The 18,942-nt window shown below is 65.2% G+C and carries 20 protein-coding genes; 9 read left to right on the top strand and 11 right to left on the bottom strand.

Translation table 11 applies throughout. The features are described 5' to 3' along the window. Positions 1–234: 234 nt before the first annotated feature. Entirely contained in the window at positions 235–891 is a 657-nt protein-coding gene (locus VSR34_RS07810; protein ID WP_028211066.1) for a DUF1345 domain-containing protein, read from the bottom strand. A 337-nt stretch (positions 892–1,228) separates the two neighbouring features. Between VSR34_RS07810 and VSR34_RS07805 the strand changes: the two genes are divergently transcribed. Further along, positions 1,229–1,969, top strand: a complete 741-nt coding sequence (locus tag VSR34_RS07805) for a metallophosphoesterase (RefSeq protein ID WP_028229801.1) — start codon at positions 1,229–1,231, stop codon at positions 1,967–1,969. Between the two features lie 37 nt (positions 1,970–2,006). Here the strand turns inward: VSR34_RS07805 and VSR34_RS07800 are convergent, their stop codons facing one another. From VSR34_RS07800 to VSR34_RS07790, 3 genes are all read right to left on the bottom strand, one after another. Next, positions 2,007–2,708 (bottom strand): RES family NAD+ phosphorylase, encoded by a 702-nt coding sequence (locus VSR34_RS07800; RefSeq protein ID WP_342962261.1) that lies wholly within the window; start codon positions 2,706–2,708, stop codon positions 2,007–2,009. Then, a complete protein-coding gene (locus VSR34_RS07795; protein WP_028211063.1) occupies positions 2,705–3,133 on the bottom strand; it encodes an MbcA/ParS/Xre antitoxin family protein in 429 nt (142 codons plus the stop codon). The genes VSR34_RS07800 and VSR34_RS07795 overlap by 4 nt, the downstream gene beginning before the upstream one ends. Before the next feature lie 156 nt (positions 3,134–3,289). Beyond that, positions 3,290–4,141 carry a LysR family transcriptional regulator gene (locus VSR34_RS07790; RefSeq protein WP_342962349.1) on the bottom strand — a complete coding sequence of 284 codons (852 nt, stop codon included), beginning with the start codon at positions 4,139–4,141 and terminating at the stop codon, positions 3,290–3,292. 96 nt (positions 4,142–4,237) lie between these two features. Here VSR34_RS07790 and VSR34_RS07785 point away from each other — a divergent pair, with 96 nt between their 5' ends. After that, entirely contained in the window at positions 4,238–4,621 is a 384-nt protein-coding gene (locus VSR34_RS07785; RefSeq protein WP_028211061.1) for a tautomerase family protein, read from the top strand. A gap of 65 nt (positions 4,622–4,686) precedes the next feature. On the opposite strand, the gene VSR34_RS07780 is transcribed toward VSR34_RS07785, so the two are convergent. From VSR34_RS07780 to VSR34_RS07770, 3 genes are all read right to left on the bottom strand, one after another. Then, positions 4,687–5,358: a SagB/ThcOx family dehydrogenase gene (locus VSR34_RS07780; RefSeq protein WP_342962260.1), complete on the bottom strand. Its 672-nt coding sequence runs from the start codon at positions 5,356–5,358 to the stop codon at positions 4,687–4,689. 295 nt (positions 5,359–5,653) lie between these two features. Further along, positions 5,654–6,745 carry a polyphosphate kinase 2 gene (gene ppk2, locus VSR34_RS07775; protein WP_042287949.1) on the bottom strand — a complete coding sequence of 364 codons (1,092 nt, stop codon included), beginning with the start codon at positions 6,743–6,745 and terminating at the stop codon, positions 5,654–5,656. 172 nt (positions 6,746–6,917) lie between these two features. Further along, complete coding sequence (locus tag VSR34_RS07770) at positions 6,918–7,136, bottom strand: YdcH family protein (RefSeq protein ID WP_028211058.1); 219 nt, start codon at positions 7,134–7,136, stop codon at positions 6,918–6,920. A 246-nt stretch (positions 7,137–7,382) separates the two neighbouring features. Here VSR34_RS07770 and VSR34_RS07765 point away from each other — a divergent pair, with 246 nt between their 5' ends. Beyond that, a complete protein-coding gene (locus VSR34_RS07765; protein ID WP_342962259.1) occupies positions 7,383–9,032 on the top strand; it encodes a CHAD domain-containing protein in 1,650 nt (549 codons plus the stop codon). Between the two features lie 191 nt (positions 9,033–9,223). Continuing rightward, complete coding sequence (locus VSR34_RS07760) at positions 9,224–10,012, top strand: TOBE domain-containing protein (RefSeq protein WP_342962348.1); 789 nt, start codon at positions 9,224–9,226, stop codon at positions 10,010–10,012. Between the two features lie 66 nt (positions 10,013–10,078). Here the strand turns inward: VSR34_RS07760 and VSR34_RS07755 are convergent, their stop codons facing one another. Then, entirely contained in the window at positions 10,079–10,780 is a 702-nt protein-coding gene (locus tag VSR34_RS07755) for a phosphatase PAP2 family protein (RefSeq protein ID WP_028211055.1), read from the bottom strand. Between the two features lie 278 nt (positions 10,781–11,058). On the opposite strand from VSR34_RS07755, the gene VSR34_RS07750 reads away from it, so the two are divergent. Continuing rightward, positions 11,059–12,273: a PHB depolymerase family esterase gene (locus VSR34_RS07750; protein ID WP_342962258.1), complete on the top strand. Its 1,215-nt coding sequence runs from the start codon at positions 11,059–11,061 to the stop codon at positions 12,271–12,273. Between the two features lie 78 nt (positions 12,274–12,351). Continuing rightward, positions 12,352–12,531: a DUF3563 family protein gene (locus VSR34_RS07745; protein WP_028211053.1), complete on the top strand. Its 180-nt coding sequence runs from the start codon at positions 12,352–12,354 to the stop codon at positions 12,529–12,531. A 104-nt stretch (positions 12,532–12,635) separates the two neighbouring features. On the opposite strand, the gene VSR34_RS07740 is transcribed toward VSR34_RS07745, so the two are convergent. From VSR34_RS07740 to VSR34_RS07730, 3 genes are all read right to left on the bottom strand, one after another. After that, the gene (locus tag VSR34_RS07740; RefSeq protein ID WP_028211052.1) at positions 12,636–13,439 is read right to left on the bottom strand and encodes a BPSS1780 family membrane protein; all 804 of its coding nucleotides are present in this window, start codon (positions 13,437–13,439) and stop codon (positions 12,636–12,638) included. Further along, complete coding sequence (locus tag VSR34_RS07735; protein ID WP_028211051.1) at positions 13,430–14,437, bottom strand: homoserine kinase; 1,008 nt, start codon at positions 14,435–14,437, stop codon at positions 13,430–13,432. The genes VSR34_RS07740 and VSR34_RS07735 overlap by 10 nt, the downstream gene beginning before the upstream one ends. A gap of 169 nt (positions 14,438–14,606) precedes the next feature. After that, positions 14,607–14,957, bottom strand: coding sequence for a hypothetical protein (locus VSR34_RS07730; RefSeq protein WP_342962347.1), 351 nt, complete (start codon positions 14,955–14,957; stop codon positions 14,607–14,609). 320 nt (positions 14,958–15,277) lie between these two features. Between VSR34_RS07730 and VSR34_RS07725 the strand changes: the two genes are divergently transcribed. The 3 genes from VSR34_RS07725 to VSR34_RS07715 all read left to right on the top strand — a co-directional run. Further along, positions 15,278–16,801 (top strand): AMP nucleosidase, encoded by a 1,524-nt coding sequence (locus VSR34_RS07725; protein WP_036018514.1) that lies wholly within the window; start codon positions 15,278–15,280, stop codon positions 16,799–16,801. A gap of 781 nt (positions 16,802–17,582) precedes the next feature. Continuing rightward, positions 17,583–18,008 carry a PRC-barrel domain-containing protein gene (locus VSR34_RS07720; RefSeq protein WP_028229810.1) on the top strand — a complete coding sequence of 142 codons (426 nt, stop codon included), beginning with the start codon at positions 17,583–17,585 and terminating at the stop codon, positions 18,006–18,008. 209 nt (positions 18,009–18,217) lie between these two features. Then, on the top strand, positions 18,218–18,942 hold a 725-nt coding region (locus VSR34_RS07715), incomplete at its 3' end, for a hypothetical protein (RefSeq protein ID WP_342962257.1).

Raw genomic sequence — 18,942 nt, 5'->3', positions numbered from 1 at the left:
GGAGCGTGCCGCGCTGCGCGTGGTGGACAGGCACGTGCTGTTCAGAGTAGTGCAATAGCAGGCCGGAACCAAACCGCGTGCGCCGCGTGGCGACTTCCGGTGTGGCCGAGCAAGGCACATGCCCACGCGCGAACCATGCAAGCGGCGGCGCTCGAATGCGTGAAAGCGGGCAGAGAGGGGAGCGTCCGGCATCGATTGCCGGAATGCTTTCAGCGAAGCGAGACTGCGGTCAGTCTAGCTGCCGACCATGCTGGCGGCGATGTTTACGCAGAGCCCTAGCACGGCAACATTGAAATAGAACGACAGGATCGATTGCGCGAGCACCCCGCGCCGCGCGCTGCGCCCGCGCAGGCCGACATCGGCGGTTTGCGACGCGCAGGCGATGGTGAACGAGAAGTACAGGAAGTCCCAGTAATTCGGCGTGAGATGCGCGTCGGGAAACGCGAGGGCCGGCTCGCCAGGATCGGAGCCGTAATAGAGGCGTGCGTAATGCAGCGTGAAAATGGTGGGAATGAGAAACCACGCGCCGATGAGCGTCAAGCCGGTGAGCACGGAATGCAGGACTTTCGAGGCCGTGCCGAGGTCTTTCGTCGTGCCCAGTTCGAGCACGATGGCGACGATGCTCGCGACCGTTGCCGTACAAATGAGAGCGAGAACCGTGACCGCGTTTTCGTCGTTGCGCCGGGCGTTTGCGCGCACGCTTTCTTCGTTTGCGAACGCCATGTGGAACCACATCAGCACGAGGTAGGTCCACACCGTTGCGTCCCAGCCGAGCAGGGTGCGCGCCAAAGGGCGGATCGAGGGGGGCGAGAGCGCGCCGAGCATGATGCCTACGGCGATGGCGATCATCAGATGCGGCCGGTTGCGCAGTACCTGTGGAATGACGTTCATGGTGTTTGGCGTGCCGCGCAAGGGGGCAATGGATGCTGGCGTGCAGTTTGCGACGGGCTTCGGGTTGCGGCGATTCTACCGTGTATGACCGGGCGTCGAGGTGCGCAGTCATGCGCGGCATCGGAGCTTGAGGCGTCCGGGAGGCCGCGTCGGATTCCACGACGAAAGCTAAGGGAAAGAGGTCGACGATGCTCGACAGAACAGCCTTCGCAAACCAGGATTCGGGCACGGCACTTGCGTACGATCACGGCCACTGCCATTCGACGCGCCGCGAAATCGCAGGTCTTACGATGTTTGGCGCTCATACGCCCCACTCACACAGCGCTATGATGAAACCATGACGCAAACACCCGACGCTCCCGTTCAGCATCATCGCGCCAACCTTGCAGGTCGCGACTTCGTCGTAGGCGATTTGCATGGTTGCGTGGAGGCGCTGCGCTATCTTTTGCGCGAGGTCGAATTCGACACCTCGCGCGACCGACTGTTCTCGGTGGGCGATCTTGTCGACCGCGGCGATCGCGAGCAGTGTGAGCAGGCGCTCGCACTGCTCGACAAACCGTGGTTCCATGCGGTGCTCGGCAACCACGAAGACGCGCTGTGCGCCGTGGCCGAAGGCCGCATGCCGCGCAATCGCTGGTACGGAATCGGCGGCGGCTGGGCGCAGACCGTCCCTGATGAGGTGCTCGTGCGTTATGCGCAACGCTTGCGCCAATTGCCGCTCGCGCGCGTGGTGGGCGATGGGGAGAAGCGTTTCAATGTGATTCACGCGGAATTCTTCGGCGACGACGCCGCCCTCGACAGCGGCCAGTTCGAGCCCGATGTGCGCGAACGCCTGCTTTGGGGGCGCGATCTCGTGCTCGGCAAGGGCGACCCGGCGCGCCATGCGCTCTCGCTGACGTTCTGCGGACATACGCCCGTGCGCGAAGTGCGGCAGATCGGCTCGCAGGTGTTCATCGACACCGGGGCTTTCATCACCGAAGGGCGCCTTACCATGGTCGAGGCGCTCACCTCGCGCATCTGGTCGGTATCGACGGTCGAGGCGCTGGCGCAGGGCGCGGCCGCGATCTTGCTGCCCTGAGGCTTGTGCCTCTGCGGCCGCCTTGTTGCCGCGCCGGTCAGACGATTCTGTTCAACTCGAACACCATGTCGATGGTGTGCCCGTTCCAGTTGTATTCCAGATACGCCGCGTGATGGCACGCGCGCAGCAGCGTCGTGCTGAGCGCGGCGAGACATTCGCCGCCCGCGTCGCGCACAGACGAATACGCGATGCCCGGCGCGCGCGCCTCGCGGGCGGCGCGGCCCAGTGCCTGGCCGGCCGTGTAGTCGTCGGGCGAGAGCACGGCGGGATCCAGCGCGGGGTCATCGCGCAGATCGATGACCTCGCCATCCGCAATCACCGTGTAGAGCCGCATTTGCTGGCGGATGGGCGGCTCATTCGTGGCCGCGAGAAAAAGCGCCGAGTGATAGCGCGTTTCGGCGACGGCGGTGGCGCGCGAGCGCGCGCAGTAAAACACGCCGTAGGTCCCGTCGGAAAAACGGCTGCCCTGTGGATTCAGATGCGTGAACGCCGCCATGATCGGCCCATAGCCGGGGCCGAAGCGGCGCTCCTCGCGCGGCACGAGGTCCAGTTCGCCGGTTTCGGTGCGCAGACGGTCGTTGGTGAGCGCTTCCAGCGCATAGAGCGCCTCGAAGTCTTCCGCCGAAGCCACGCGGTCGAACAGGTTCACGGCGGGAAAACGCGTGGGAATCACGCGGTACGCGGGCGACCAGGTGAGCTGGGCGCTGCGCCAGCGGTCCTGCCAGATCGTTTGCGTCACGCCCAGCCGCCTCGCATGGCGTCGAGATACTGGCGCACCGCCACGAGGTCGCTGACGTTGCCGGCCAGCATGCGGTCGAGCGCGCGCCGGCCGCCGAAGGGTGGCGCGCTGTTGGGGCGCTTGATCCAGGTGTCGGCGGAGGCGGGCTGGGGGAGGAGAATCTGCAAAGCCTTGTAGATGCCGAGCAGCAGCGAAAGGCGCTCGAGTGTGTCGCGGCCGAGGCGGGCGGTTTGCGGCGACTGTTTCCACTTGAAGAACGTGGATCGGCCCGGCGAGCCGAGCAAAATAATCTGCTCGTCGGTGCTCAGGTCCCAGGCGAGCGCGATCCTGAAAAACGCCCTCAACCCTGCCGCCGACATTTCGCTCAACGAAGGCTCGGCGCCCTGACGGCGCGATGGGGTGACGGAAGCGGTGGCGGGTGGCATGGTGGTCGAGTCCCAGATTGAACTTTTAGTAGATATTAGTCCATATATGGATTATTGCAAGCTTGACTGCCCCAGGGTTCACGCGGCGGCGTCCATGCAGGCGATTCGAGCTACCGCCGATCCGGGGCTCGGCACCGCCTGGCGCCCCGCGCCCTGCTAGCCGGTGCCGAGCCCCGCAGCGAGCAATTGCAGCGTCGCCGCAGTCCTTGGCTCGCGCACCCGCGAGTGGAGCATGACTTGCGAAGCCGGCAGCGCAGGCAAACCGAGCCGTGCGCCCACGTCGACGAGTTCGCGCGGCGCAACGCGCCGGGCGAGCGGCGAAACCGCGAGACCGGCGACCAACGCCGCGCCCACCGCGGCGACGCCACCGCCCACGAACACCTCTGTCCAGGCGATGCCTGCGGCGTCGAGCGAGCGGAGCGCCGCTGTCCGCACCGCGCAAGGCGCGGCGAGCAGCGCGAGCGGCAGTGGCGTGCCGGGTTGCCACTGCCATTGCGGCTGGGCGAGCCAGACGAGCGGCTCGGCAAAGAGCCGGCGAGCGTCGCCGCGCGCCGCCTCCTCTTCCTCCTGGCGGACGATCACCGCCTGCAGCCGACGCTCGTCGAACTGCGCCAGCAAATGCGCCGAGAGCCCCAGATGCAGTTCGATCACGAGCCCCGGGTCATGATTGCGAAGCTGGGCGAGCTGGCGTGCCAGATTGGCATCGGCGACATGCTCACTGAGCCCCAGCGCGAGCCGCCGCTCGTCACGGGAAAGTGCGCCGAGCGCGCGTTCATGCGCCCCGAGGAGATCGCGAGCCGCGGTTAGGAACGTGCGGCCGTCGGCTGAGAGCCGCACCACACGCGGCGTGCGCTCGAGCAGTTGCTTGCCGAGATGCGCTTCGAGGCGTTTGAGCTTGAGGCTGACGGCCGACTGCGTGGTATGGAGTACGTCGGCCGCGCGGGTGAAGCTGCGAAGTTCGGCAACGAGGACGAAGGCCCGCACGCCATCGAGATCCAACGGTTTTATTTTCATTAGAAATGGATGAAATATCGATCTATATCTGTTCGTTATGATAGATCGCGCCTAAGCTGATGTCATGTCAAAACTACACAGGAGTTCGACATGCCATTCACCCGTATCGCCGTTCGCGCCGGCAAACCCGCCCCGTACCGCAAAGCGCTGATGCAAGGCGTTCATCGCGCGCTGATGGAGGTCTTCAAGGCGCCTGAAGACGACATCTTCATGATCGTGACGGAGCATGACGCCGACAACTTCGTATTCGGTCGGCACTACTTAGGGATCGAGCGCAGTGACGATCTGGTCATGATTCAGATCGCCGTGAGCAATACGCGCGGACAAGATCAGAAGAAGGCGCTGTTCGCACAGATCGCGGACAACCTGGCGCACGAGCCCGGTGTCCGGCGAGAGGACGTGTTTGTGAATCTCGTGGACGTGGCGCGGGAGAACTGGTCGTTCGGCAACGGCATCGCGCAGTACGCGACTTGACGCACGGGTCTGCGGCTGCCTCACGTGGGGTAGCCCGGACAGATTCCAGAAAGCAGCATGCCTTGTCAGGCCGCAAAGCCTACCGGGATGAGATAGACGACGGTTTGGCCGTGAGGCAGAGCGAGCGCCCGTGCTGCCTTGGGCCCGTCAACGGCGCCAACAGGCACGGCGGCAAGCCCGAGCGCAGCGGCCTGAAGCAGGATGTTCTGCGTGGCGTGCCCGGCTTCGATGTCGGTGTAGACGTTGGCCCTGGCGCCGTACCGCTGGGTGAGCCGACCAGGGTCGGCGCCCACCGCGATCACGAGCGGCGCAGCCCCGACGGACGCTTGCCCAAGTGCAAGGGCCCTCAACTCGGGGCGCATATCGGACGTGGCCCGTGTTTCGCCCCGATGGCCATGAGGCAGGTAGTGCATCACTTCGGCGGCGGTCACCGCGTAAAGCTCGAGCGCGTACAACGCGCCGGCCGACGGTGCTGCGCGCTTGCCGTCTTCGCTGGTGACGCCCTGGCCTGCCCACAGCAACTGACCGACGGTCTCGACAGGAAGCGCGTCTGGCCTGAAGGCGCGTACGGACCTGCGCCGCTGGATGGCTTCTTCGAGGGAGACCTTGCCGGCGACGTTGGGCTTGGGCAGCGAGATCTCATTGGTGTACCGCGCCTCGCTCTCCAGTGCTTCGCTGGTGGAAACCTCGGCAATTGCGCCTGCGGCCAGCACAGCTAGTACTTCACGGCGTTTCATCGTGCGCCTCCATGAACGATGGAGCAGGCCAGCGGGCGGAACCGGGGTCTGCGCGAATCTCAGCACTTCGCTTGAGCCAGTATTGGAAACCGGTGGTCCTGCAATATGGACGATGCGATCCGAATCTTCGTGTGGAAGTTTACTTTCGTATTGCCCTGCGACCTTATCGCTGCGACCACGCGGGATGTACGTCGTCGCCATGCCGGCCCAATGGCAATGGTTATACACCGTAAATCCAATCGTGCGATGTTTGCGTGCGCCTGCATAGTTTCGTAACCGGGCCCCCGCGACTCGCCTATAAGGCCCGACTCACCAGCAACGGATCCACCACCCCCAAGGCGTCCGCATCACGACTCGCATAAGGCAGCTTGTGCAGCACGTACCGCATGGCGTTGATCCGCGCTCGCTTCTTGCAGTCCGATCGAATCACAGTCCAGGGCGCGTCGGCAGTATCGGTCTGCGAGAACATGGCCTCTTTGGCCTGCGTATAGTCGTCCCACTTGTCGAGCGAAGCGAGATCGACCGGACTCAGCTTCCACTGCTTCAGCGGATGCACCTTGCGTTCCTTGAAGCGCCGACGCTGCTCCGCACGGCTCACCGAAAACCAGAACTTGATCAAGTGAATGCCGCTACGAATCAACTGGCGCTCGAACTCGGGCACCTGCCGCATGAAATCGGAATATTCGTCAGGTGTGCAGAAGTTCATCACATGCTCGACGCCTGCGCGGTTGTACCAGGACCGATCGAACAGCACAATCTCTCCGGCCGAGGGCAAATGCTGCACGTAGCGCTGGAAATACCACTGGCCGCGCTCGACTTCCGTGGGCTTTTCGAGCGCCACGACACGCGCGCCGCGCGGGTTCAGATGCTCCATGAATCGCTTGATCGTGCCGCCCTTGCCCGCTGCATCGCGGCCCTCGAACAGGATCACGACACGCTGCCCGGTTTCGCGCACCCACGCCTGAAGCTTGAGCAGTTCCACCTGCAGCCGATACTTCTGCCGCTCATAAGCGCGCCGTGACATGAGGTTGCGATACGGATAGCCGCCTTCGCGCCAGCCGGCGGCCAGTTCCTCGTCGGGGTGGCGTGTGCGCGAGTTGCGCCAGTCGGCCGGGTTGCCTTCGAGTATCAGACTGCGCAATTGCGCGGCTTCGTCCGGCGACATGCCTTGCATCAACGCGGCGATCGAGTCGAGCAGCGCAGTGGGCGGAGTCTGCTGGGTACGAGTTTGGGCGACGAGATCATGGACGGCGCCTGCGATGGCCTGGCTCGCGGACTCGACGGCGTCGTCGACGGTTCGCAGCTCGGCGCTGCGGGCCGTGACGAGCGGGAGCCGTGCGGCGGGGCCGCTGTCGCCGGGAGCTGGGCAGGGAATGGATTTGGGCATGGCGGTATGGGCGGATGCGGGGATGGGAGAGCCTGGCAGCAAGTGCCGGCAAAGCCCGGTGGCAACGGAGCGCTGACACCGCGCGGGTACGAGCGACGGCGGCACGGCGAAAATGCCAGCCGCCGATGTCCCGCGCCGATCCGCAGACGGCTCGCGCGGGACGCCGGCGGGCTCAGGCTGCCGCCGTTTTCCTGAGGATCAGGTACAGCGAATCCTTGAGCTGAAGTTTTTCCTTTTTTAGCTGCTCGATTTCCATGCCATGCGAAGCCACGACGCCCGCTTCCATGTTCTTTATCTGCTGGTCGAGCTCGTTGTGGCGATGAAAGATCCGGGCGAAGTGGTCATCCTGAACCTTGAGGCGCGAAATCAAATCTCTGTACTCTGGGAACACTCAATACTCCTTAGAGGCGTGCAACACAGGAAAAAATGGAACGTAATTATTTTTCCACCGTCTCGACATGGCAGTCTTGACCGTCATCAGACATCGGAAAGCGGATCCCGGATGCGTCAGGGGCGCTACCTGGGGCGCCGGTGCCTTGTCGCGTGTACCATCGGGCGTGTCGTCGCCGTACGTGGCCCCTCATCCGCTTGCACCGTTCTAAGCCTCAGCGCCTACCCAAAGAACCCTGGAGTGTTCATGGCTCGCGTTCTGGAAATCGTGCTGGATGTCGTGATCCCGGCCGAGCGGGATGGAAAACGTTCAAAAGCGCTCGCCGAACCGTCCGGGGCGCCGGCTAGCCCGAAGCCTTCGGAGCGGGCGGCCAGCCTGTGCGCGGCGTTGCCGTCGCTCGTGGCGCTGCCCGATGCGCGCGAATGCGTGACGACCGTCGCTTTCGACCGCGGCGGCGCGCTGGCGCGCCTGGGCTGGCGCGTGGCCGTCGAGGCGCGCGGCGACATGCGGCGCATGGTCGTATCGAGCCGGCGCGTGCATACGCCGGGGATCACGGCGGTTGCGCCGATCTTCGAGGCGCCGCTCGATGCGACCGGCATCGCCGATTCGCTCTTCGATGGCGCGCCCGAGCCGTTTCGCGAGGCGCTCGGCGTTGCGGACGATCTAACGCCGTCGGCCGCGCTCGTTGCCACGCGCAGCCGCTGGCGATGGCCGCGCGATCGCGTCGACGTGTTGCTCACCTTCGACGAGGATTTGCACGAGCCGCCTGTCCCGCCAGAGGAGGCGCGCGATTGGGTGCCTGGAAAGTCTGCGCCTGCGTCTGATCTGCACGAATTGCGCGTGAGCGCGCCCTGGCCGGAAGGCGAAGACGGGCGGCCTGTGATCGATGCGCTTTTTGCCTGCGCCCGCGACCTGGTCGGTGTGCTGCCGGCGTTCGTGCGCCTGACCGATGCGCTCGAACGTGCCACGGCCGGCAGCGCGACCGGCGACGCCGAGCCCGTCAAGGCCGAACCCGTGGATCTCGCCGGGGCGGCTTCGGCCGAGGCCGCGCTCGTCGCGATCGGGCGCAACGTCAGCGCGCAGTGGTTCGGCAACGACGCTGGCGTGCGCGACAGCAGCAACGGCGAATTCATCCATCAGATGCGCGTGGCGCAACGGCGGTTGCGCACGGCCATGCGGATCTTCTCGCGCTGGTGCGACGAGACCTGGGAAAAGGACATCGAGCCGGAGCTCAAATGGCTCGGCGGCTTGCTCGGCGATGCACGCGACCGCGATGTGTTCGTCGACTCGACACTGCCCGCGCTCGCTGCCGCCGATCTCGAACCGGGGCTCTGGAATGCGATACGCGACGAAGCGAACGCGCAGCGTCACGCCGCCAGGGCGCGGTTGCGCGACGCGCTGGGTTCGCAACGCTACGCGCTCGTCGCGCTCGCGTGGCTTCAGTGGCTCGATGCACTGGCGCGCCGAGCTGACGATGTGGGCGACGCCGGCCGCTCGCTGCACCGCCACGCGAAGCAGCGCGTCAAGCGCTACTACGAGCAACTCATGAGCACGCAAAAGCTCACGGCCATCGACGAGGCAAGCCGCCATCGCGCGCGCATCAACGCGAAATACCTGCGCTACACGATCGAGTTCTTCGCCACGCTCACGGCGCGCCGCACACGGGTGGAGATCGCGCGCACGCTTGCGCGGCTGCAAAGCGTGCTCGGCGATGGGAACGACGCCGCAGTGGCCTTGCGCTATCTCGAATGCATGGGGGCCGAGCCTTATCAGCTCGGCTTCGCGCGCGGCTGGTGCGAAGCCGTCAAGCGCTACACCGCGAGGGAAGGCGAGCGCCTGCTGCGCGAGCTGGACGAGCCGAAGGTGCCGCGCGGCGCTCGCGGCGCGTCTCTATAATCGCCGACGGGTTGTTGGACTCTCCTCTCATTTCGTGTTGTTTTTCACGCCCGCGCATGATGGCTCCCGCTGACTCGAATTTGCCTCCGACCGGATCCGGCGACGCCGAAGCCGAAGCCGGTTCTGCCGCGTTGCCCGCTGCGCCGGGACTGGGCCTTGGCGGCTCGGTCTGGTTCCAGTCCGGGCAGCAGATGCTTGGCGGCGCCTCGCGCATCGCGTTGCTCGAAGCGATTCGCGCGACCGGATCGATCACCGGCGCGGCGAAGGCCGTCGGCATGAGCTACAAGGGCGCCTGGGACGCCGTCGACGCGATGAACAACCTCGCGGGCGAAGCGCTCGTGGTGCGCGCGGCGGGCGGCAAGGGCGGTGGCGGGACGTCGCTCACGCCGCGTGCGCTGCGTCTCGTCCAGACGTTTCGCGCCATCGAGCATGAGCACCAACGCTTTCTCGAGCGTGCGGCGAGGGTGCTCGACACGGGTGCGACGAATAGCACAGGCGAGCCAGCGGGGGGCTTGGAGAGCGATCTGGCCATGCTCGGACGTTTCGCAATGCGCACAAGCGCACGCAACCAGCTCTTTGGCACCGTCGCCGGCGTCGTTCGGGGCGCGGTGAACGACGAGGTGTCCATTGCGCTGCCCGGCGGCGAGGCGCTCGTCGCCACGATCACGCGCGAGAGCACAGAAGCGCTCGGGCTTGCCGCGGGTGCGCCAGTGGTCGCGCTCGTGAAGGCGACTTCCATCGTGCTGGTCTCCAGTGCCGCGGACGCGGCGCGGCTTTCGGCGCGCAACCGGCTGAGCGGGACGGTGGAGGTCGTGCGGCGGGGCGCCGTGAATGCCGAGGTGACGCTCGCCCTGCCGGGCGGCGCCGTGATTGCGGCGATCGTCACCGACGCGAGCGTGGACGCGCTCGGACTCGTCCCCGGGGCAGCGGCGACGGCCGTATTCAAGGCCTCGAGCGTGTTATTGGGAGCGGCCGGCTAGGTGCGGCCGGCTGAGGTGCGGTCGGCTGAGGTGCCGCAGGGATGAGGCGCGGCTGGCGTACAGCCCTCAGGCGTGGCGCTGCGCCGGTGGCGTCAGGCCGTTGCGGGTTTGCGAAACAGGTGCGACCGGCGCGCGGTTCGCGCGGCCGGCTTTCCACTTCGCGCGCACATAGGGACGGTCGTGGCCCGAAACCGTCAGCGCGATGTTGGTGACCCAGCGATGCGTGGGCACATGCACATTGTGCAAAGCGACGGTCAGTGCCGCGAGGCTCAGCGCGACGACCGCCGCCGAAATACGCTGTGCCTGCGCCAGCCACCAGTAGCGCGCGAAGACGAGCGCCGTGAGCGCGCCGACGATGCAGCCCGTGACGGCCTCGGAAGGCGAGTGCGCGGCGAGCACCACGCGCGAGAGCGCGACCGCGAGCCCCACTGCGAGTCCTGCGGCCACGCCTGCGGCCCGCAGGAGCGACGGGGTTCCCTGGAGCATCAGGAAAAACGCGACCGGGTAGACGGCCGTGGAGAGCATGGCGTGCCCGCTGATGCCGGTGAAATCGAGTTCGCGCACGCCCACACCCCAGCCGAGGAAGGCGATCTTCGTCAACGTCACCAGCCCGATTGCCACGCCGAGCAGCAAGACCCAGCTCGCCGCCATACGCCACGGATAGCCCACGACGAGCCAGAGCGCAATCGCCAGCGCGAGCGGCAGGGTGAGGCCTGCGCCGCCGAGATTGGTAATGGAGTACCAAAGGTGAATGGGCAAATCTGGCATGAGTCAGCGCCGCCGAACTGTAGGATCTGCAGCTCACTGCTAGCAGGGTCTATAACAGCTACTTAACGCGCGAGCCGACGAGGCGGCCGACACACGCGTCAGACATGCGTTCAGTATAGCTGTGTCGCATTAATGAAAGCATGGCACTTCGGGGACGCCCCTCCCGGAACCGAACCGGACCGATCTGCAATCTCGTTCATTTGATGCTATTGTGCATTGCACAATGCACGGATCGCGGCACACGGTCGCAGTCCGTCCGACCCTTTTATGAGGCATCGATGACGAAAAATCTGTCGAAGCTATGGGCAGGTGGCATGCGACGTCTGCTCGCCATCCCGTCCCGGACTGCCCGCGACGCCCTGAAGGGCACGAAGGCCGTCCATGCGCCCAAGCCCCAGGCCATCTGGCGAGCCGCTCAAGCCGCGGCCGAGGAGGCGGCAAAGCGATTCGTGCCGCGCAAGGGCGCGCAGGCCCGCACCGGCGCGCCGCTGCGCGAGTCGCGAGTGGGGCCGCGGGCAGCCGCCTGGGCCGCGGGCGAATGGCGCCGCGCGGAGCACATCGTGCCGGCCAATGCTCATCATGGGAGGCGCACCATTCCCTACGGGCTTTATCTGCCGCCGGCGCGGTCGACGGCAGGCAGGCCGCTTGTCGTGATGCTGCACGGGTGCAAGCAGTCGATGGATTCGTTCGCCGAGGGCACGCGCATGAACCTGCTCGCGGACCGCCACGGTTTTGCGGTGGTCTATCCGGAGCAGACCGAGCGCGCGCACCCGCACCAGTGCTGGCATTGGTACGACTCGCGCGAAGCGGCAGGCGGCGGTGAAGCGGCGGCCGTCGTTTCGCTGGTCGATGCGCTCGTCAACGCGTACGGCTTCGACCGTTCGCGTGTTTATGTGGCGGGCTTGTCTGCCGGAGCGGGGCTAGCGATGCTGCTGGCGTTGCGCTCGCCCGGCCGCTTCGCAGCCATCGCATTGCATTCCGGCCCAGCTTTTGGAGAGGCGCGCTCGGGCGTCTCCGCGCTCGACGTCATGCGGCGCGGCGTTCACCGGGATCCGGTAGCACTCGTCGAAAGCGCGCTGGCCGGGCGCATTCACCCGGGCATGCCGGCGATCGTCGTTCAAGGCGATGCCGATTCCGTGGTCGCACCCGTGAACGCGGAACAACTCGCCGTGCAGCTGCTGCGCCTGAACGGCCTGGCCGATGCGCGCGGCGTACGGCAAGGTGTCGTGTCGCACGAGACCTTCAAGGATGGCTATCGCGAGCAGGATTACGAACTGGACGGGGAGAGCGTGGTGCGGCTATGTCGCGTAGCGGATCTCGATCACGCCTGGAGCGGGGGCGACGATGCCGTGCCGTTCCACTCGTCGACCGGTCCGGACGCGAGCGCCTTGTTCTGGGAGTTTTTCGAGAGACACCGCCGCGAGGCCATCGACGAGTCTTACAGCGACGAATCGACGCACGAGTTTCATCGAGCACGCATCAGGGCAAGATAGGGGTTTACCCGAATTAGGGTTTCCCCTATAATGGTCTCGTTCGATTACGGGCTCGTGCCCGCCAAGAGGGGCCAAATCATGTACCTGCTCAGCCGTCTTTTCCTGTTCCTGACCGAAACCGCTGAAGCTCGCCGCCAGCAGCGCGAAGAAGCGTATCTGGCGCAATCGGTCGACATTTACGACCTCGAGTTCCGCATGCGCAAGCTCGACCTGGAGAAGGCCACGCGTCATCCGTCGTGGATGAGCCACTACGGCTAAGCAGGAATGCGGCGCCCCAATGGGCGCAGGATGAGGGCGGCGCCTATGGCGCCGCTTTGCGTTTGGGCTGCTTTAACCTTTGCGCTCCCGCTCGAGCGCACCGCTCAGCGGCCGGAACCCGGCATTTCGGCGGGCTGCTTTTCCTGCACCCCGAAACAGCCGCGATAGGTCGCGTAGAACGAGCAGTAAAGCATCGTCGTGACGATGACGAGCGCGGGCATCAGGATCGCCACCGTGAACTCGCCGGCGCCGAGCGCGCGCAGCAGCGCCGACAGACCGATCGAGACGACCGTCGAAACCGCGAACCACAGCGCGCCGAACACCACGAACGCGCCCTTGTTGCGCCAGCAACTCACGATGCTGAAGAACATGGCCTTCACCGGCGGCACGTCGTGCCACGCCGTGAGCACGGGCGCGAACCAGAACAGCATCGACACCGGCACGTAGCAAAGCAGGGAAGCGAGCACCGCGAGCGGCACGTCGGTGTTTTCGAGCGACTCCGCGTCAAGCGTGCCGCCGATCGTCATCAGCCGCAACAGCGCGCCGCCGTCTACGAACGCCGACGCGGCGAGCACCAGCAGCATCGCCACCACGTAAATCCCGCCGAGCAAGAGGAGCTGCTTCGCCACGGTACTGCCGTACGAGCGAAAGCCGTCGATGAGGATGGTCGGGAACACCGGCTTGCCCGCGATCGTGTCGCGGCATGCCGCCATGAAGCCGACGGCCACGCCGGGCACGAACAGCAACGGCAGCAGGCCGCCGATGACAGGAACCGCGGAGATCAACGTCATCGCCAGCAGATAGGCGAAAAACAGCGTGAGGAACGCGAGCGGATTGCGGCGGAACAGCCAGATGCCCTGGCGGAACCAGACGTAGCCCGTTTTCGCGGGGACTTCGATTAATTGCATGGGCGATGGGGCAATGCGTGATGGGAGCCCGAGGCACTGGCGGCGAGGCGCTCGCGCAGGATGCGCTCGAAGTGGCCGGGGTCGTGAGGCTTGAGCAATTCGGCCGAGCGCGGCAGATGGAAATCATACAGGCGCGAGACCCAGAAGCGGTACGCACCGGCGCGCAGCATGTCCATCCAGTGCCGCGCTTCCTCCGGTGTGAATGGGCGCACGGTCTGGTAGGCGCGCAGCAGCGCGTCGGCGCGCGCCGTGTCGAGCTTGCCCGTGGGGAGATCGACGCACCAGTCGTTCACCGTCACGGCTACGTCGAAGAGCCACTTGTCGCAGCCGGCGAAATAGAAGTCGAAAAAGCCGCCTAGCCGCACTTCGTGGCCGGGCGCCGGGTGCGTATGCGCAAACATGGCGTTGTCGCGGAACAGGTCGCAATGGCAGGCGCCGCCCGGCAGCGCCGCATAGTCGGCCGAGGCGAAGAACGCGCGCTGGTGGTCGAGTTCGCTCGTGAGCAGCGAGCTTTGGGGCTCGTCGAGGAAGGGCAGCACCGTCGGCACCGTTTCCTCCCACCACGCCAGGCTGCGCAGATTCGGCTGGTCGCCGTGGAAGTCGCGGCCCGCAAGGTGCATGCGCGCGAGCATCTGGCCCACCTCCGCGCAGTGCTCCACGCCGGGCGCGAGTTCGGGCGCGCCTTCGAGCTTCGAGACGATCGCCGCGGGCTTGCCGTGCAGCAGGCCGAACAGTGCCCCGTCCTTACGCGGCATAGGGTCCGGAACCGGAACGCCATGCGAGGCCAGGTGCCGCATCAGGTCGAGGTAGAACGGCAGTTGTTTCGCCGTCAGTTTTTCGAAGATCGTCAGGACGTATTCGCCGCGCGTCGTCGTCAGGAAGAAATTGCTGTTTTCAATGCCTGACTGGATGCCGCGGAATTCGACGACATCGCCGAGTTCATAGTCGCGCAGCCATTGGGCAAGCTCATTGTCGGTGACAGCGGTGAAGACGGCCATGCAAGAAGGTCGGTTGATTGGTAATGGTCGGTCGGCGAACGCGGCGTCGTGATGCCCGGGGGCTCAAGAGCGTGGTCGTCTCAGGCGCGATGGCGGTGGCCCGGCTTCCGGGCGACGCACATGGCATAGCCGCGCGCATGCCCCAAAAGGGCGCGCGCGGTCAAATGACTCAGTAATGCAGGTTGATCGACGGCAGGCGCGTGCTGGCCTGGCCGTTATTGCGCACTTGCGGCGAGGTGTCGGGGTTCGCGCTCATGCTGTAGCGCGTGCCGAAGTTCGAATGCACGTTGATTTCGACGGGCTTGCCCTTGTCGCGGTATTCGGTGATTTCCGTGCCGTTCCGGCTCACTTCGTGAAAGCTGGGCTCGCGCGGGACGTCGTTGATATCGACCTTCGAGGTGACGCGCGCGGCCGGCTTGTTGTTGATCGCAGCCAGGTCGGGCAGGCCCGCGCGTTCATTTTCTGACTGCGCGGATTGTGCCTCGACGGCGGTCTTCGCGTCGTCGGCCGGCGCTGCCATGGGGACCCCGCTGAAAGCGAGCGTGAGCGCGACGGCGGCAAGAAGGTGCGACTTCATTGTGATTCTCCTGTCGACCAGAGCTGGGGGCTTAGCCGCGACTCCGGCCACATGCAAGGCTGGGATGCTTCAATTCTAGCAAATCCGGCCGCCGCGCCCCATGTCGCCCCATCGCTGCGGCCCGCGCGTGGCGGGCCGCTTGCGGCGCTCGCGGGTTGCACGCAGCCGGGGCCGCAAAAGCCCGTGCACGGCGGGGGGCAGTACTCAGAATGTCGCACCTTCCGTGGTAAGGTGGTTCCATCACACGCCAGAGGCGAACGAAGATGAACAACGATTACCTGCGGCCCCTCATGACGCCGGCGCACGACTTCCAGGACGAGTCTTTCGAAGACGCGGCCGACGCCGTGGCGCGTCTCTCGAGCATCTACGAAGCCAATACGTCTTTCCTGCGCGACGCGTTTGCGCGCTATCGCCGTGGCGAGGCGTTCGACCGGCGCGTGCGCGCCTGCTATCCGTTCGTGCGCATCCGCACAGACGTCAACACCCATATCGATTCGCGTCGCTCGTATGGCTTCGTGGCCGGCCCCGGCGTGTTCGAGACCACCGTCACGCGGCCCGACCTTTTCGGCAACTACTATCGCGAGCAGTTGCGCCTGCTCGCGAAGAACCATCACGTGGGTATCGAGGTGGGCGTTTCGGATCAGCCGATTCCCGTGCACTTCGCGTTCGCCGAGGGCATTCACCTCGAAGGCGACCTCGACCGCGATCGCCTCTTCGCCATGCGCGACGTGTTCGATACGCCCGATCTCGCGCAGCTCGACGACCGCATCGTCAACGGCACCTATGAGCCGCACCCGGGCGAGCCCCATCCGCTTGCGCTCTTCACCGCGCCGCGCGTGGACTTTTCGCTGCATCGGCTCAAGCACTACACGGCGACGTCGCCCACGCACGTGCAGAACTACGTGCTCTACACGAACTATCAGTTCTATATCGACGAGTTCGTGAAGCTCGGCCGCGCGATGATGGCGCACACGGACGACGCCGACCTGCGCAATTACCGCAGCGAATACACGTCGTTCGTCGAGCCCGGCGACGTGGTCACCTATAACGCGAACCTCGGCGAACAGGACGACGAGGGCACGGCGCCGGCGCGGCTGCCCCAGATGCCGGCGTATCACCTCAAGCGCGCGGACGGCAGCGGCATCACGATGATCAACATCGGCGTGGGGCCGTCGAATGCGAAGACGATCACCGATCACATCGCCGTGCTGCGTCCGCATGCGTGGATCATGCTGGGCCACTGCGCGGGCTTGCGCAACACGCAGCGCCTCGGCGACTACGTGCTCGCGCACGGTTATGTGCGCGAGGATCACGTGCTCGATGCCGACCTGCCGCTGTGGGTGCCGATTCCTGCGCTCGCGGAAGTGCAGCTCGCGCTCGAACGCGCGGTGGCGGAAGTCACCAGGCTCGAAGGCGTCGAACTCAAGCGCGTGATGCGTACGGGCACCGTGGCGAGCGTCGACAACCGCAACTGGGAGCTGCGCGATCATCGCGAGCCGGTGCAGCGCCTCTCGCAAAGCCGTGCGATCGCGCTCGACATGGAAAGCGCGACCATCGCCGCGAACGGATTCCGTTTTCGTGTGCCGTACGGCACCTTGCTGTGCGTGTCGGACAAGCCGCTGCACGGCGAGCTCAAACTGCCGGGCATGGCCGACTCGTTCTATCGCGCGCAGGTCGATCAGCATTTGCAGATCGGCGTGAAGGCGATGGAGATCCTGCGCACGAACGGTTTGCACAAGCTCCATAGCCGGAAGCTGCGCAGTTTTGCGGAGGTGGCGTTTCAGTGAGGAAGCGTCATCTGGCGGGGCTTTGGTGGCTCCGCCAGATTTTGCGTTGTGTAATTCGAAGGTTGGTGTCTAACTTGCGCGCTTGATTGGGCAGGGGCGACACACGTTTACATTCTCTCGTCTTCGCGTAATGCGCGATCAATTGCGCGGTCGTCTGGCCATCAAGTGCCTGAGTCCTTCACAGGGGCAATTTACTGTTCGCGCAGCTGAAGCCATTTGCGCAACTGGCTGGCATCCCAGCCTTCCGAGCCAGGCCAGATGGCGATGCGCCCGGTTGCAGGCAGGCACCCATCAGTCGTTGCTTATCCGCACGGTCGAAGCTTCGCTTGCCGCCGGTACTCCCGCGTCACCCGCAAGGGCAAAAAAATTCAGGTCATCCTGGTTCATGGATTGTGTCAGCAAGTCGAGTTGCGGACGCAATCATGGGCCTTCTCAAGCGCGGAGGCCAGGTGGGTGGAACCTGGCGCTTATGGATCATCGACCATGCGTCGTTGGTCCTGTTGCGAGGTAGGCCGGCAACGTTGCCAAAACGGGAACTATGAGTTGGCGCCACGGGGCTTGTAAGCCGACGGCAAGTGAATAAACTGGCGCCCGACGATCTGGCATACAGGTTCCAGGCCACGCCGGGCCGCTGTTTCGCTAACCCAGGCGACTCCCGCCGTCCCGACCTTCAACTGGCACTGAGCGAGCGCCCGCGGTAGCGAAGGGGCGTTGGCCGGCGTCACCCCGAGGGTCCGAAGAACGTGCCAGAACCCGATGCTAACCACCGAGAGTGAACGACATGGCTTTGCACAAGGCAGTATTGGTAGTAGTGGCACTTGCAGCATGTATCGATGCGCACGCACAGGTTGCCGGCACACAACCGCTGAGCGTCACTATTGAGCAGTCCCAGGTGCTTTTGCAGGGATGGAGCGTAAAGAAGAGCGTGCTCGGCAAATTGGTCTACAACGACCAGAGCGAAAAAATCGGCGCGGTCAAAGATCTGATCGTGGCCCCGGACGGGTCCGTCTCGGCGGCCATCGTCGCTACAGGCGGCTTCCTCGGCGTCGCCACGCATGACGTAGCGGTGCCCATCGCCGCGCTCGATGTGCGCGGCGACAATCTATATCTGTCGGGCGCCACCAAGGTCGCCCTGAAGGCAACGCCTGAGTTCCAGTACGCGAAGGTGCAATCGCCGCCCAAGCCGAAGAAAGTCCAGGCGGAGTGACCTGTTTGCAACAGTCCCAAGCTGAGGTCGTTGCGGCTGGCAAGTCGCAAGGACCTGTCGCCGGACTCGAGCTTCGCGCTCAACCGCTTGCCCCTTCAGACTGCTTTCCCGTTTTCCCATTTCCAGGCCGGTAATCCACTATTGGCGACTGCTGATCAAACGGCCGCGTGTCTGGACGGGCCACCGCCTTTCATGGGTCACCGAATACCATGCGAAAAACCCTCGGACTCGCCGTTGCCACTCTGCTCGCCGTAGCCGCTATTGCGCTGTTGACGCTGCTTGCCCGATTCGAACCGTCCATCAAATCCGCCATCGAGACGGAAGGCGCGCTTGCGACCCAGACGCAGGTGCTTGTGGGCAGTGTCGAATTCTCGCCCTTAACCGGCGTGGGCGCCCTTGATGGACTTACCGTGGGCAACCCCACTGGTTTCTCTTCGCCCTACGCCGTAGTGGTGGACCGTATCGCGCTGCATGTCGAGAGCGGCTCACTTCCCGGCGGCGGCCCTGTCATTGTTGATTCCGCCACAGTCATCGCACCGCAGATTACTTACGAGGCGCAAAGTCCCAACGCCACCAGCAACCTGGAGACCATCAAGAACAAAGCCCAATCCTGGTCCGCCACCCCGGCCGCCATCCAGGCCGGCAGCAACGCGCGCAAGGTCATCATCCGCGACCTCACCGTCGTGGGCGGCGCGCTCTCACTTGACATTCACCTGCCCGGAGTCGCGCTGACGGTTCCGCTGCCTACGCTGCATCTCGCCAATGTCGGCGCGACCACAAACGGCGCCACTCCTGCCGAGATCATCCGTGCCGTGTGCGAGGCGCTCGCGGACGAAGCGAAAAAGGCGGTCACCGAGGCCATTGCCCAGAAGCTCAAATCCGTTATCGGCATGCTCAAGCCCCCCGTAGGTGGGTTGCCAAAGCTGCCTGCCCC

The organism is Paraburkholderia sp. JHI2823 (assembly GCF_038900695.1).
Taxonomy (GTDB): Bacteria; Pseudomonadota; Gammaproteobacteria; order Burkholderiales; family Burkholderiaceae; genus Paraburkholderia; species Paraburkholderia mimosarum.
This window is presented reverse-complemented; position numbering and strand designations above follow the sequence as displayed.